The following is a 15,320-nucleotide window of genomic DNA, read 5'->3' on the forward strand; positions in this document are numbered from 1 at the left end:
TTCCGTATTCGAGCGAATACTTTAAAATTTTAACTTTAACCGGATACCAGATCACAATTAAATCTCGTTTACACCTGCTGTTCCTGCATGGATACACCCACTACATGAACCTTAATTTCGTCAACGAATATTCCTGTGAAATTCTCTACAGCTTGCTGCACATTATGCTGCAATTCACGGCAGACCTCATGCATACGACAACCATATTGCAAAACAATTCTTAATTGAATCGATGCACGCTCTTCTTTTACAACCACATCAATTCCTTTTTGCAGGCTCTTGCCACTAATGCTCTTGGCAATGCCTTCCGTTATGCCTGCAGACATAGACGATATTCCCACGGTTGTCTGTGCAGCTATGCCTACAATTTTGGATACAACATCTGTAGCGATATGAACTGCACCGATCAGAGCTGGCTGAGGTTCAATATATTCGGGTTCATTATAGGTTACAGGTACGATTTCAGTCATGCGGATCGCTCCATTCTTATGAATTTGAATTAGGTCGTGTCTGAAACTCCCTAGGCATTTTGCCACTTTTCCTTAAAGAACAAATTGTAGATACGTACCAACAAGATTTTAAGAATCATATAGAACGGAATAATGATAAGAATAGCTATAATTCCGCCCAAGTCCCCCGCACCGAGTACCAAAATGATGGTTGTGAGCGGGTGAATATCCAGCTTTTTACCAAATACATACGGAGCAACTAGATTATCTTGAATCTGCTGTGCAACAAGAATGATAATGAGTGACCAGATCGCCACAGACGGTGATACGACCAGTCCCATAATTACAATGGGGATCGAAGATACGATCGCACCGATAAATGGAACAAAGTTCATAATGACAGCAATAACAGTCAACAGCAGTGCGTAAGGTAAACCGATGATAAGAAAACCTATATACATTAATACACCTAATGCCAGGTTTACAAGCACTCGTCCTACGATAAATCCACTGAGTGCCTGATCGATCTCCAGTACCACTTCACGACTGTCCTTCTGAAAACGCTTGGGCGCAATCGATGCGAGGATACGACCAAACTTCTCTCCTTGTTTCAGCATGTAGAACAGAATGATCGGGAAGGTGAACAGGATAATTGCAAAACTGGAAAGGAGCGAGATGAGACCACTAACGTAGTCCGTTACGAAATTAAATCCTTTATTGATGTATTCGGTAATTTGAGAGAACGGCGTTGAATTATCCGGGAACAATGTTGTAATTACACCATTTTGTTCTAATGCTTTGAGCTGAACACTTAGTGAATTAAGCAGGTTTGGCGCATTTTCTACCAGATTAATCAATTGCTGACGCAATGATGGCCACAGCCCCACGACAAACAGCACAATCAGAATGCCAAAGATCAGATAGATCAGCAGGATACTGGCCGTTCGGTTAAGCTTCTTTCTCTCCATATAATTGACCAAGGGCCTGAGCAGATAATAAAAGAACACGGAAAGCATCATCGGCACAGTAATTACCGTAATCATCGTAACTAATGGCTGGAATATGAAGCTCACTTTGGATAATAGATAGATGTTAATCAGCACAAGAGCTAATGCAATGCTGAATCGTACAAATGAGTTTTTCACTTTAAACAATATGTCCCCTCCAAATTCCCATTTCTAATGTGCGAGTATATGGCGAGCCTTCTATACATGATGTGGAAATCGTATACGGATCGGCTACATCTCTTTTATTTTGGTATGACAATGGTGAAGATGGTTGTTTCCCGTCCTCGCTGTGATAACGTTAGGTGTCCACCCATTTTCTCTGTATTGCGTTTGGCAATAGCGAGCCCTAGTCCAGTTCCGCCCGTTCCCGATCTCGCTGCATCCCCTCGGACAAACGGATCAAATATCGTTGCCCATAATTCCTGAGGTATACCTACCCCAGTATCAGCGACTTCAATGGACACATACGTTTCCAGCGGGATCAACTCTACGCGTAATTCTGTACCTCTTGGATTATATGCAAGTGCATTCGTAATCAAGTTCTGGATGACTCGAGATAACAGCTCCGGATCATACCGGGCATAGATCTCTTCATCTGGTACGAGGACATGCAGTACGAACTGGTTTTGCTCAATTTCCCCATACGTATCGGCCATAATCTCACGCACAAATTCCCCAATCTCCCGCTGCTTGATGCTCATATGGAAGTCGGGTGAATCCACCTTGAGCAGTTCCAGCATATTTTGAATCATTCGTGCAACTTGTACAGATTTATTGTGAATGTAGCCCAGATACCGTTGTTGTCTCTCTGTATCACCAACCCGACCTTCAACCAGCGCCTGAGCATAACCTTGAATAGAAGTAATCGGTGTCTTGAGATCATGCGAAAGATCCACGATAAGTCGTTGCTTGCTTTCTTCCGCGTAACGTTTCTCTGCCGACGTCTTCTCAATCACATCTGCCATAAAGTTAAAGGTCTCACCAATCTGTACAAACTCCTTCTCGGCAGAAATGGACATACGTGTACTGTAATTTCCCCGAATCATTTGGGTAAGCCCCAGCGATAACACTCGAAGTGGTTTCTTAATTCGCTTGGCAACCCAATAGCTGTATACAATCGTCAGTACGAGCAGAAGTACAATACCCACTAAGATGTAAAAGGGCAAGGGATGCTTCAGATTCGTAATCAGTTGGTTATCATTCATGCGAATACTTACCAGATCGCGTGGAAGTTTGAGCAAAAGGTATGTTGCTTCTCCTTCAGCCATGAATGGGGAAATGGAATAATAATAGGGCTGGTCGCTGCGGTTTTCTAACTTGGCGAATAATTCGGATTCTGCGTACTGGTTAATTGTGTCCTTCTTATTGCCTACCGAACGGATTACGGAGCGGTCTGCATTCAAAATTTCTAACCATCCACCGCTATCCTCCAGCCGCTGCGTCTCAATACTGGATGTTATGCCGGTACCATCTTGATTGCTTGCCTTCTCCAATTCAGCCACATACACATGTGCTTCTACATTCAGATCGGGATCAACGATATGATCAGAGATGCGAAAATCAACGACATCAAGGGATACGATAATGTATACAACCAGTACGAGTAATAGCAAAAAGAAGTTAAATAACAGAAAGTCCAGTGTCAGCGACGTATGCAGCGGTCTCTTTTCTCTAGTTTTCCATAGGCGCTTCAATTTTGTATCCTAATCCCCTTATCGTCTTCAAATATTCGGGTTGTCTGGAATCACGCTCAATCTTCTCGCGAATGTTGCTGATATGTACCATGATGGTACTGTCTTCATGAGCATAGTACTCTCCCCACACCGCTTCGTATATTTTTTTGCGGGTAAATACTCTGCCCGGTTGTTCTAACAGCAGGTCCACAATTTTATACTCTGTTGAGGTCAACGTCACAGGTCGTCCCGAGCGATACAACATACATTTGGAACGATCAAGGGATAGCTCACCAAGCGTGCGGGTCGCCTCTTGAGGTGCCGAGAGTTCCATTGCATCAAACTGGTTGACCCGTCTTAACAAAGCCTCGACCCTAGCTACAATCTCAAGGGGGTTGAATGGTTTGGATATGTAGTCATCAGCTCCTAGTCCAAGTCCCAAAATCTTGTCATGATCCTGGCTCTTCGCAGACAAAAAGAGTACTGGCATATGATAGGTAGCCCGGATCTGTTTGATCAGTTGTAGACCATCCATTACAGGCATCATAATGTCCAAGATAACCAGGTCAATTGGGCCTGAATGTATGCACTGCAATGCTTCCTCTCCATTGGCAGCGGTTAAAATGTTGTAGTCCTTCTCCAAATACAGTTGAAGCAGTTCCACAATTTCGGGTTCGTCATCTGCAATCAACAATGTGTATCTCATACGTTCCCTCTCATTTCAGTGTTAAGTTAGAATGTTCATATACCTACTATAACCTACGTCTCTTAATACAACCTAAATCCTTTCTAAAGATAATCTAAATAAAACGCCCAGGTTCGTAAACCCAGGCGGTTGAATTTTGTACTACGATGTACTGCTTCAAACGAAATCGTTAGCAAAGTCACAGGTTAGGACGTTATATTATGCTTTCAGCCAAGGCTTGACTCGATCAACCAAGTGCTGTTTGTCATATTGCATATACTGATTTGCACGGTTGCGGAGTGGGTCACCTGCATAGAAGCGCTCATATAGATCATGTCTGGCACCCAGCGGACTTCCCGTAAGCTCCCAAGCAAGTTGAAAGAGTCTTGTTTTCTCCTGTGCCGATATCGTCACACCACCTAAATACTGATGGATCATATGCTCCAAGGGTTTGTTCGAACCTGGCATTCCGGAGGGAATCTGAATAAGTCCACCTGCGGCGATTGTTTTCAAAATTTCGATGGAACGTGGATAATAATGGTTGCCTAAGTTTCGCGCAGTTTCAATGTACTTAAATTCAGGAAGCCAATTTCCGTACACATCCGGCTTGGCTTTTGCTTCCGCAGCAATAATTAATCCCTCAATCGTTTGCATCTGGCTGATCATCTCTCCCAACTGCTCTTGCACATTGAGGAAGGAGTCCACGCCAATTTCTTGGGCAATGGAGGAGGTGATGGCCGTAACGAACTCTAGCTTGGAATACAGACGAATGACACTTTGATGGTAGGCTAGGCTGGCGGAGGCTTCATTGCAACGGATCTGCCATACCGCTTCTGGATTTTGATGAAGTAACACACGTTCCCAAGGAACCAATACATCTTCAAAAAATAAGACGGCATCCATCTCATCATATTGATGACTTAATGGGTGGGAAGACTGCTTATCCGTTGCAGCGAACGATTCTCTGCATAATACGTGCAAGCCCGGGCTGTTCAAAGGCACAATCATCATATGAGCCAGCTCCGGTTTATCCCCAGGAATACGTTGTACAGGATAAATAAGGATATCGTCGGCATACGGAGCCGCAGTCGCAATCATCTTAGCACCCCGGATCACAACGCCCTCTTCGTTCTTTCGTACAATACGTAGCATCGCATCCTCATCTTCACCTATCGGTAAAGAACGATTCATCTGTGGATCACGCTGCACAATCGTCAGGAACAGATCACGGCGTTTCGCTTCTTCGTAATACCTAGATATTTTGTCCGCATAATATGTATCATGAATCCCCATGGCATCCCGAGTTGCATACCACCCCGTCAGACGTGAGCGAGCATAATCGGATAATCGACTCATGACGCCATACGTACGTTCAGACCACAACCGAAATGCACCGGCACGTTGACGAAGGTCTTCCCCACACCTTGGTACTTGAAAGGCTCGATGCACATACCCACCGATGTTCTCGTCCCAATATGCTACGGTATCTCTTGATTCTGGTTCATCCACCAGATTGAAGAGGCCTTCAATCGTCTGTAATGTACCTTGGAACGCAGAATGATTGGTTACATGAATTCGATCACCATCTAGCCATACGTTACGTTCATCATTCAATCGGTGTATGTAAGCTTGTCCCCGAGACATGGTTATGCTCAAACTAAATCCTCCTTCAAAGGAAATATTCGCATCCCTTTTCGAATGATACAATATGTATCTAAGAAAATAGTACTTCGCTTTGCTTATGAAAGTCAACCAACACCAAACGCAGGTCTGGTGTTGGTTGTGAAGATGTTACATATATGCGTATCCGTTAAGCAATGAAAGATGTCCTTAAGTAAGATTTATAACAAGCCCCTAGGACAACTTCGTATACATGTTGCGTAGATAACGCCAGCGTACAAGTACAAAATATAGAACTTGCATGGAGGAGAACACCAAGAAAATTCGAAGTGTATACCCCACTACGGAGAAATCGACCAATTGTTGCAATGCGATAAAAGCGACGGAGCTGTGAATGATCGCAACCAGAATCGGCAGGAAAAACATCAGTAATAGTTGACGTGTGACCATTCGGCGAAGCTCTGGGCGACTTAATCCCATTTTGCCAATCATACGGTACTGCTCTTCATCCCGCTCCAGATCTGCATATAGCCGGAAATACGTGAAGCTTGCAGCGAAAGTAAAGAAGACGATGCCAATCAATCCGCTCAGAATAAGAATGATCCCATTCGTCTGCTTCGAATTCAGCCAATCTACAACAAGCGCGCTAACCGAGAAGTAACCGTGCTCCAGCGGCTCTGATCTAAGGGATTCGATGAGTTCAGGAGCGAAGCTGCGTGTTCCCATCCAATCGGTAACGACAAATTGGGTTGTTCGGTTAGAGTAGAACGTTTCGTCCAAATTGGCTTCTTCAAAGTAAGCCCGCTTAATCTTGTCAAACAACTCATCGGAAACGACATACAGATTCATTTCATAATCTACAGGAATCACGATCTCGGTACCTGGAGCAGTTAATCGAACCTGTTCATGCTGCTCTTCCACCTCCAGATTCATTTCCGTTGTTGAGAAGCCTGAATCAATCTGTGCACGCAACTTTTTACGCTCCGTTAGATTGCCTGGTGTGAGAAATACTTCATCCTGCTTCAATTCCCTCTCTTCGTAACCAAGTGCCTTCGCTAAATAATTGTATTGACTTAACTTGATTAGATTACCGTTATTGTTCTCATAAAGGGTTTCATAACTACCTCGAACATAAGGTACTTCATGTTCAATTAATGACTCCTCAATCTGATTAAGTTGCTTCTCAGCCACTTCGGTATTCCATGAATTCATATATGTGAATGCATATGGATTCGTCATGGACGACAGACCCGGATCAGCAATAGCTAACATCGTTCCAATCCCTGTGAAGGACGAAGCTGAGATGACACTCACCATAAAGAACATAATGGCATTATCTTTCATCCGATAGGTAAGCTCAGATAGAAACAGCAAATTCGTTTTGCGGAAAAATAGACGTTGATTACGCTTAAGTGCTCGTATGATATACACACTCAGTTGGGTGAATAGCAGGTACGTACCTACGATGACCAATAGCACACTTCCAAACAGTAGTGGGAATGAATACGATCCCCATACAAAGATGAATACACCCGCATAACCCCCACCAATGAAAGCTACGGACAACCATGCCAGCATGCGAGAAGCCTTCGGCTCGGGTTTCGGTTTTTCCTCTGATTTGACCAGGTCAATCAGTGTTCCTTTGCGAATGAGTAGTGATGATGACATAGCGATAACCACGAAGAGCAACAGAAATGCGCCCATCGTAAGTGCAATACCTTTCAAGGGTAAATAGAACGGCAAACCATTTTCCACAGCTAACATGGAGCTACAGATCAGCAAAATCAACTTGCCGAAGATCATTCCCAGTGAAATTCCTGCGATGATGGCGGCGAGGCCAATGCACATGTTCTCCATAAATAAAAGTCGATTCATCTGCTTGCGCGTCATGCCTAGGATCAGGAAAATACCAAATTCCTTTTTGCGTGTTTTGAGAAATGAACCAACGGAGTACAACAAGAAAAGAAACGAGAAGATAAATATAATGAACTCAGCAATAACAAATCCTTGATTGGCAAGCGATGTGACCGTTTCACTTGAGCCCTTCAACCCCTCGCTTAGATCGGGGTGAAATAATAACAAGGCATAGATAAAAAAGATCATGACAGAGAATGTACTGCTCAGGAAATGAGCCAGATAGATTCTTTTGTTCCGAACAACATTATTAATAGCGAACTGGCGAAAATTCATGTCCTGACCCTCCCATTAGGGATAAAACATTAATAATCTTTTGGTAAAAAGCCGCTCGATTATCGCCGTAATGTATCTCGTTGTACAACTTGCCATCTTTGATAAATACAACCCTACTGCAGTAACTCGCCGCCACAGCGTCATGAGTAACCAGTAACATCGTCGCTTGATCCTCCCGATTGCGCTGTTCCAACATTTCCATGACGTCACGGGCAGCCTTAGAATCTAAATTCCCTGTCGGTTCATCAGCCAAAATCAGCTTGGGTGTATGGATTAGTGCTCGTGCAATTGCCGTACGCTGAGCTTGACCACCAGAGATTTCATATGTGCGCTTATCCAGAATTGCTGTGATTCCCAGCTTCTCTGCAAGTTGGGCAACACGTTCATTCATCTCATGAAGGGCAACCCCATCCAGGGTAAGAGGCAAAACAATATTCTCCTTCACGGTCAGGGTGTTTAACAAATTGAAGGATTGAAAAACAAATCCTAACTGTCTACGCCTGAACAATGCGAGCTCGTCGTGCCCCAGTTGGAACGGATTCTGCCCTGCGATTCGAAGCTCTCCTGATGTTGGATGATCAATTGTGGAGATCATGTTCAGCAGCGTTGTTTTCCCGCTACCCGATGGTCCCATGATGCCTACAAACTCACCTTCTTGAATACTTAAATCGATACCTGACAATGCTTCATGTGAGACAATACCTTTATAAATTTTGCTAATCTGTTGCACTGAACATATTTCCATCAGATAACCACTCCTCTTGACCTGTATCTCATTACGTTGGATTAAGCATGTTGAATGTTCATTCCATTCCATAGCTCTTTCCTTCAACTTATACATTCAGTCTATCCGAATCGCTGTTTTTCTCCTATGGCTTAACCTTTCATCTACATGACAATAATGTAAGGTTACGGTTCAATACCGTTTCATTCAGAAAATAAAAAGAAAGACGCCGTTTCCTCTCATAGAGTTTCGGACATCTTTTCTTTTCACACATGGTTTTTAGTTCTGATATGAACTCCAGTATATGAACTCCATAGCTTCATGTATTAAATATAATCTTCACGGTTGTGCCTTCTCCTTGAACGGACTGCAATTCAATCTGATGATTCATCTGGGTCAACACTTCTTTTACGATATATAGCCCCATACCCGTGGATTCTTTGAAATGTCGGCCATTCTCTCCTGTAAAGAAAGGCTGGAACACCCGTTTATGATCTGATGTGGGAATGCCCACCCCGTAATCTTGTACTTCAAGTATGATTGAACTTTCGAGCTCGTAAGCTCGTACATATATCTTCTGCCCATTACCAGTGGTATACTGAATCGCATTAGATAATAGCTGGACGAGAACGAACCGTATCCATTTGGCATCGGATTGTACCACAATAGATGGATCCATCTGCATTTCCGGATAGACATGATTGCGAATGAAGAAGCGCTTTAACTCGTGAATCGCAGCTTCCCCCGCCGCTTTAAGTGATACAGGTTCTACCGTAAAATCCTGTTCAAATGTTTCTAGACGAGCAACATATAGAACATTTTCCAGACTGCGTCTCATCTGATCCGCTTCCTCCCGAATACTTCTGAGACGCGGATCATCATCCTCGTGATCCTGAATTGTTAATTCGATGACAGACAGCGGAGTTTTCATCTGATGAATCCATTGGTTCATGAACGTCACGTATTCCTGCTTACGCTTCTCCATTCGATGCAAATCCGTATGATAATGACTATATTGCGAATCTAGTAATTTGGCCAATGCGGCTGACAAAGGCACCGATGCAGAAAGCGGAACGAACTCTTTTAACGAATCCATCGGTTGAGACAGCCGAGTGTAAAATGCACGATGAGACATATAGCGATACGTTAAATAACCAATATACACAATGAGACCTAGAAAAACAGCATAGGCTGCGGTTAACCCATGATCATAACCATCGTACCAGAATACCGCCACCACAGTGAATAACATCCCAACTACCCAACAGGTTAACGCAATATGTTCTTTAATGAATAATTTCATGTGCGTGCGATGTCTTTCCAATTACTATTCAGCCGATAACCTGATCCGCGTACTGTTTCTAAGGCGTCTGTAATACCGATCTCATTCAAACGCTTGCGCACACGAGTAACATTGACGCTAAGCGTGTTATCATCTACGAAGGAGTCGTCCCATAACTTTTCTAATATTGTCTCTCGACTGACTAATTTCGGACTACGACGCAATAACGTTTCCAGCAATATCGTCTCCTTCTTCGTCAATTGTACCTTCTGTTCACCCAACTGCATTTCCATACTCTCTAAGAAAATCGTTAAACCATGCAACTCCACTTTACGTTCCTCATGGCGAGTAGCATAATCCCCATACACCCGTCGGAGCTGGCTTCGAATTTTAGCCATTACAATCTCATGCTCGAACGGCTTCGTAATATAATCGTCAGCACCATTCTCTAGTGCCATCACTTGATCCATCTTGCCACTCCGCGCGGAGATGAACAGAATTGGACAAGTAGAGAGTGAACGTATCTGTCGACACCAGTAGTATCCGTCATAACTCGGTAAGTTAATATCCATTAGGACAACATGAGGTTGGAGCAGCTCAAACTGCTGTAGAACCAGTTCAAAATCCTCAACAATGACTGCTCTATCCCCATAACGCTCAATATGAGATTTCAGCAAATCGGCGATTTTGGGATCATCTTCAATAATTAATACCGTATACATATGGGGCATCACCTCTAACCAGTAATCAAATTATAAATAGGAAAGGGCTTATTGGATCACTGCCCTTTCCTTATCTAATGCTTAGCTTCACTTCTGCACTTTGACCTCATTGCGCCAATCCTTGATGTCTTCATTCAACTGCTTCAGGTTGCCCGAAGCTTGCTGTTCATCCGAAAGTTTATAGTGTTGCTTCAGTGATAGAATTCGATATACACTCTCATCAATTCGGGACTCTGCAATTTTACCACTTCGTACTGCATTCAACAGTGTATCAAAGATCGTCTTGGCACTTTCATAGCTATGAGCTACAAGCAGAATATCACTTCCGGCCTGTACTGTCGTTATTGCAGCTTCATTCAGCTTATAGTTCTTAGCAATCGCTCCCATACTGAGATCGTCCGTAATTACTACTCCATCATAGCCGAATTTGCCTCGTAAGTGTTCACCGATAATGACATCTGACAAGGAAGCTGGATGATCTGGATCAAGCTTAGGGAACAGAATATGTGCTACCATAACGGCTTCTGCTTGTTCTTTCACGGCCGCTTGGAATGGAATCCATTCAAGCTCTGCAAGTTGTTTTAACGTTTTGTTCACCACCGGCAGATCCAGATGAGAATCTACGGACGTATCCCCATGACCAGGAAAATGTTTCACGACGGGAATGACGCCTTCACTGCGTAGCCCCTTCATCTCCGCCACACCCATCTTAGCGACAAGCTCTGCAGAACTACCGAAGCTACGATCACCGATAACCGGGTTCTTCGGATTACTGTTCACATCAAGCACTGGAGCAAAATCAAGATTAAAGCCAACGAGTTTTACTTGTCTAGCTAATAATTGACCCATCGTTTCTGCCAGCTTGGCCTGATTGGTGTCTCCAACTGTACGATTTGAAGGAATGGACTCCACAGAATCGGGCATACGGCTCACTTTGCCACCCTCTTGATCCACACTCATGAAGATTGGTACTGGATTGGAACGATTGGCCTCCTTAATGGACTGTATAAACTTAGCTGTTGCATCAAGAGTTGTAACGTTATTGGCATAGAAGATAATGCCGCCTACCTTTTGATTGGAGATCATCTTCTTGCCTTGATCATCAAGCTCCGTACCCTGTACTCCTGCGAGAATCATCTGTCCAATCTTCTCTTCTAATGACAGTTGGCTAAGCTGTTCTTTCACAGGGTCTTGTTCCTCCTGCGATGGAGTCACTTGATCAGATTCAGTCTGTGTTTCCTCGTCTGTGTCCGAGCCCGCTCCATTTCCCTCTCCATTATTCGGATTGTTATTCGGTTCAGGCGAAGGTGATGCGCTATCGCTAGTTCCTGAATTCGATTCTGGTGATGTAGCCGATGTATTCGTTTGTCCGCAAGCGGTTAATAGCACACATAAGCTGATGATTAGCAATAACATATATCGTTTGGCTAGCTGTGTGAGTATGGTGTTGGAGTGTGATTTGCTGTGATTCAAGGATGTTCATCTCCCTAGATAAGTGGTATGTACTGCTTTGCTTTTCAGGCATAACCTTATCATAAGGTGTACCATTTTCAAAATACCGTGGACAGAAATCTTACCTACGATTCAAATAGGTTGTCCAAGAACAAGTTGTCACAAAAAAAGCTTTGCATCACTAGGTGCGGTATGGTACTTTTCTGTATTTTTTCAATGCGCGTGTGCGATGGAAGGTGATGAGGATAAGAAGGTGCGGAGTGATTATTTTTTTCTATTGTGAATTTTTCATATGTTGAAATAATTATTATAGAGAGAAGTAACCCCGCTTTCTTTTGGTTCGTTTGTTTTTTTGGTTTTTATTGGAATTCCTCTGAGCTGGGATCTTGATCTTTCGTTCACGCTTTTATGGTTGTTGAGTGTTATTTTTTGAAATAAAAAATAGAGCAGACTTCACAGCAATTTGTCCATCTTACGTAGATCTGCTGTAATATACCTGCTCTTTGTTTGGATTATCGGCTGTTCTCCCGTAACCAATAATGTGGATGAAGCATATTATATAATCCATAATATCCCTGTAAATGATTTATTTAGAATTGATAGCAATATTGTCGCGCCTCACTCTAAGCAATTTACCCGAAGAAGCAGAGAGTACGTCTGGATCAGTTCCGAGGCCAAAATAAAAGTCTCCTTCACTCTCCTCAAACGACCTTGCATACGTATCCTGTTCAAAAGAAAGAATTTCAGTCCACGTCACCAGGTCGGTCGTCTCATACACACGATTAACATAGTTCAAATTTTGTCTAGTATACGTCAGCACATATGCCTTACCATCACGCGTGAGTACGTCAGTTGGGAGTGCAGCAGTATCCGGCAAAATAACACGTCGTGCTTGATTAATTGCTGTCATGACATTTAATGATCTTGGCGTCAACTGTCCATCATTGAAGACCTGGCCTGCAATATATAACAATTTATTATCGTAGTTTACATTCTTTCCTATTCGATTGTAGGGGGTTGTTCCAAGTTGATATGTTAGACCAGGCAACATTCTACTTCCATAGATAACGACATCTCTCTTTTGAAGATTCGTATTAATCTCTAGAATATAGGTTCTATCTCCCCAAATATTGTTCGCTGGGTACATCATACCCGAAGCATATAACTTACCGCCTATTTGAAACAACGTATACGCTCTATATCCATACGTATTGATCGTTCCGTAATGCTGCCAGCTCTCTCCTTGGTCGTGGGATATAAGAACCGTCGGTTTATCATCAGTACCTAAGGCCGCAAACAGCTTGCCCCTGTACGAAGCTAGGTCATACACATGTACGCCAAGCGGTAAATTACGATATTTCGTCCAGATCTCGCCGTCCAATCGATAGAAATTACCTAACCCCCAGCTCTCTCCGTCTGAATCATTACCAGGAATAAATAACTTACCGTCGAGCACTTTGTAAATATCAATCTGTTCTTCATCTACGAACATCTTCGTCGTGGGCAGAATTCCTGGGTTACTACTACTCACCGTTTGAGTCTGGAAGGTTGAAGTAATCGTGTCATAATAGATGACAGGGATTGGGCCAGCGTTAGGGGCTACCCCTACGTTACTGCTGTTTCCATGTCCCATATAGATCTTCCCCCTGTAAAGCTGCAGATCCCAGACGTTGTTGGCGTAGGGTGCTTTCTTAAACGGTTTACCCAGGGATTCAACCATAGCGGTTACATCAGTCGACAATACAGCTGCTGCGGTTCTGCTCGTTGCGTTGGTAACAGCACGTTCAGCTTTTGGCTGCACACTTGCAGAAGTACTATTTTTCAATTTCGTGCTGCCAATAATCATTCCACCTACACCGGCAACGACAGACAGAATAAGAGCTGTCCATTTCGTTCCACTCTGCATATCCTCTTCCTCCTTCAATTTAAATATCTTCATTTTGTGATGATACAAAATGTATCTTTGTATATTATGTAGAAGTATACATCTACGCAACAAATTTCGCCCGTTTCGTGCAAAAAAATAGACAACCACATTCTGAGATGGGTTGTCCATACGTCGTTTAACCGTAGCATTGAGCGGAAGCACTATTGTACTAACCGAAAGTTGCTCATGGATTAATACAAATTGCTGCTGAAGAATTGTTTTGTTTCTTTTTTATTCAGCCTTGACTAGAATTTTCACCTGATTCTTCTCTTTTAACAAAGCTTCAAAGCCATGATCAACGACTTCATCAAGTGAAATTCGTTTGGTAACCAGTTTATCTGCTGGGAAGAAGCCCTTCTCCATCAGACTAATTACCGCTGGAAATACATCACGGTAACCAATAATGCCATTCACTGTACGTTCTTTCATTACGATAGCGTTAGGCTGAATAGGTGCTTCCTGTTCAAAAATGCTAACAATCATCAATTCGCCGCCAATTCGAGTCGTGTCCATAGCTTGTTGAAGCACCTTCGGAACTCCCGTTACTTCGTACGCTACGTGGACTCCGCCTGCTGTGCGTGAATGAATCTCGGTCACCACATCATACTCGGTAGGATCGATCACAATAGCACCAAGCTCTGCAGCTTTTGCCTTGCGTTCAGCTGATAACTCCACTACATATATATCGGAGGCACCAGATGCTTTGAGAGCTTCAATCACCAATAGCCCAATCGGACCCGCGCCGAACACAGCGGCAGTATCCCCAACTTTTAGTTTACTCTGACGAACCGCGTGCAGAGCAACAGCGGAAGGTTCTACTAAAGCCCCTTGCTCATAGGAGATCGCATCTGGAATGGAATGGACCATGTTCTCGGCCGCTGTCACATATTCGGAGAATCCTCCACCCCCACCTGCAAGACCCAAGAAGCCCATTTGATCGCAAAGGTTATATCTGCCCTGATTGCACGCTTCACAATGACCACATGCATAGATCGGTTCAACTACTACCCGATCACCAGCTTGGAAACGAGTTACTCCTTCACCCACTTCAACAACTTGTCCTGAGAACTCATGCCCCATAACGATAGGAGCTTGTTCCCCTGTTAACGGATGCGGTGCTTGAGCAGGTATAAAAATAGGCCCTGCCGTATACTCGTGCAGATCACTACCACAAATACCGCACCACTCCACTTTTATTTTAACCTGCCCTTGGTTAGGACGGGGTTCACCAATGTTTTCGAGTCGTAAATCTTTGACACCATACCAACGTAATGCTTTCATTTTGTTCATCTCCTAGATGATAAATTATATATTATAATCGGAAACGTTTCCGTAGTTAAATATGTCATAGTTTAAATACGCTGTCAAACATATTTGCCCAGAAATATGTCGATTTTATGATTTTTTTTGCGTTTTAATTTAACTCACATCTCAGGTATCAGTAACTCATCCGTGACTATGAGGCTGTTTTTCAATCAGCTATATCATTAGCTATACCAGGATGGAATCCATTTTTCAGCATAGCTTCTCTGCATGCATGTATTGCAACATACGTACAAGTGATATAATCATAAAGTAAGCAAAAAAAT

General features: G+C 43.3%; 12 protein-coding genes. All 12 read right to left on the reverse strand.

The window, feature by feature from the left end; all coding sequences use genetic code 11:
* Positions 1 to 68 precede the first annotated feature (68 nt).
* The 12 genes from MH215_RS06145 to MH215_RS06200 all read right to left on the reverse strand — a co-directional run bounded on the left by MH215_RS06145 (position 69) and on the right by MH215_RS06200 (position 15,012).
* Positions 69 to 470, reverse strand: a complete 402-nt coding sequence (locus MH215_RS06145) for an Asp23/Gls24 family envelope stress response protein (RefSeq protein ID WP_239289158.1) — start codon at positions 468 to 470, stop codon at positions 69 to 71.
* A 50-nt stretch (positions 471 to 520) separates the two neighbouring features.
* Positions 521 to 1,603, reverse strand: coding sequence for an AI-2E family transporter (locus tag MH215_RS06150; protein ID WP_239289160.1), 1,083 nt, complete (start codon positions 1,601 to 1,603; stop codon positions 521 to 523).
* Positions 1,604 to 1,698: 95 nt separating this feature from the next.
* Positions 1,699 to 3,150: a sensor histidine kinase gene (locus MH215_RS06155; protein WP_239289162.1), complete on the reverse strand. Its 1,452-nt coding sequence runs from the start codon at positions 3,148 to 3,150 to the stop codon at positions 1,699 to 1,701.
* Positions 3,128 to 3,835, reverse strand: coding sequence for a response regulator transcription factor (locus tag MH215_RS06160; RefSeq protein WP_239289164.1), 708 nt, complete (start codon positions 3,833 to 3,835; stop codon positions 3,128 to 3,130). The genes MH215_RS06155 and MH215_RS06160 overlap by 23 nt, the downstream gene beginning before the upstream one ends.
* Positions 3,836 to 4,033: 198 nt before the next feature.
* The gene (locus MH215_RS06165) at positions 4,034 to 5,458 is read right to left on the reverse strand and encodes a 4-hydroxyphenylacetate 3-hydroxylase family protein (RefSeq protein WP_239289863.1); all 1,425 of its coding nucleotides are present in this window, start codon (positions 5,456 to 5,458) and stop codon (positions 4,034 to 4,036) included.
* Between the two features lie 210 nt (positions 5,459 to 5,668).
* Positions 5,669 to 7,624 (reverse strand): FtsX-like permease family protein, encoded by a 1,956-nt coding sequence (locus MH215_RS06170; protein ID WP_239289166.1) that lies wholly within the window; start codon positions 7,622 to 7,624, stop codon positions 5,669 to 5,671.
* Entirely contained in the window at positions 7,599 to 8,369 is a 771-nt protein-coding gene (locus MH215_RS06175; protein ID WP_056692241.1) for an ABC transporter ATP-binding protein, read from the reverse strand. The genes MH215_RS06170 and MH215_RS06175 overlap by 26 nt, the downstream gene beginning before the upstream one ends.
* Positions 8,370 to 8,667: 298 nt before the next feature.
* Positions 8,668 to 9,651, reverse strand: a complete 984-nt coding sequence (locus tag MH215_RS06180; RefSeq protein WP_239289167.1) for a sensor histidine kinase — start codon at positions 9,649 to 9,651, stop codon at positions 8,668 to 8,670.
* Complete coding sequence (locus tag MH215_RS06185; RefSeq protein WP_239289168.1) at positions 9,648 to 10,352, reverse strand: response regulator transcription factor; 705 nt, start codon at positions 10,350 to 10,352, stop codon at positions 9,648 to 9,650. Before MH215_RS06185 ends, MH215_RS06180 begins: the two co-directional genes overlap by 4 nt.
* Positions 10,353 to 10,439: 87 nt before the next feature.
* Entirely contained in the window at positions 10,440 to 11,825 is a 1,386-nt protein-coding gene (gene nagZ, locus MH215_RS06190) for a beta-N-acetylhexosaminidase (RefSeq protein WP_239289169.1), read from the reverse strand.
* Between the two features lie 565 nt (positions 11,826 to 12,390).
* Positions 12,391 to 13,710, reverse strand: a complete 1,320-nt coding sequence (locus MH215_RS06195; RefSeq protein ID WP_239289170.1) for a hypothetical protein — start codon at positions 13,708 to 13,710, stop codon at positions 12,391 to 12,393.
* A 252-nt stretch (positions 13,711 to 13,962) separates the two neighbouring features.
* Positions 13,963 to 15,012: a 2,3-butanediol dehydrogenase gene (locus MH215_RS06200; protein WP_239289171.1), complete on the reverse strand. Its 1,050-nt coding sequence runs from the start codon at positions 15,010 to 15,012 to the stop codon at positions 13,963 to 13,965.
* Positions 15,013 to 15,320: the final 308 nt, after the last annotated feature.

Source organism: Paenibacillus sp. ACRSA (assembly GCF_022346845.1).
Lineage (GTDB): Bacteria > Bacillota > Bacilli > Paenibacillales > Paenibacillaceae > Paenibacillus.

Excerpts from the sequence above, each read along its gene's own strand:
- MH215_RS06145 (WP_239289158.1), bottom strand. The coding sequence starts at position 470 with ATGACTGAAATCGTACCTGTAACCTATAATGAACCCGAATATATTGAA.
- MH215_RS06160 (WP_239289164.1), bottom strand. The coding sequence starts at position 3,835 with ATGAGATACACATTGTTGATTGCAGATGACGAACCCGAAATTGTGGAA.
- MH215_RS06165 (WP_239289863.1), bottom strand. The coding sequence starts at position 5,458 with ATGTCTCGGGGACAAGCTTACATACACCGATTGAATGATGAACGTAAC.
- MH215_RS06170 (WP_239289166.1), bottom strand. The coding sequence starts at position 7,624 with ATGAATTTTCGCCAGTTCGCTATTAATAATGTTGTTCGGAACAAAAGA.
- MH215_RS06175 (WP_056692241.1), bottom strand. The coding sequence starts at position 8,369 with ATGGAAATATGTTCAGTGCAACAGATTAGCAAAATTTATAAAGGTATT.
- MH215_RS06180 (WP_239289167.1), bottom strand. The coding sequence starts at position 9,651 with ATGAAATTATTCATTAAAGAACATATTGCGTTAACCTGTTGGGTAGTT.
- MH215_RS06185 (WP_239289168.1), bottom strand. The coding sequence starts at position 10,352 with ATGTATACGGTATTAATTATTGAAGATGATCCCAAAATCGCCGATTTG.
- MH215_RS06195 (WP_239289170.1), bottom strand. The coding sequence starts at position 13,710 with ATGCAGAGTGGAACGAAATGGACAGCTCTTATTCTGTCTGTCGTTGCC.
- MH215_RS06200 (WP_239289171.1), bottom strand. The coding sequence starts at position 15,012 with ATGAAAGCATTACGTTGGTATGGTGTCAAAGATTTACGACTCGAAAAC.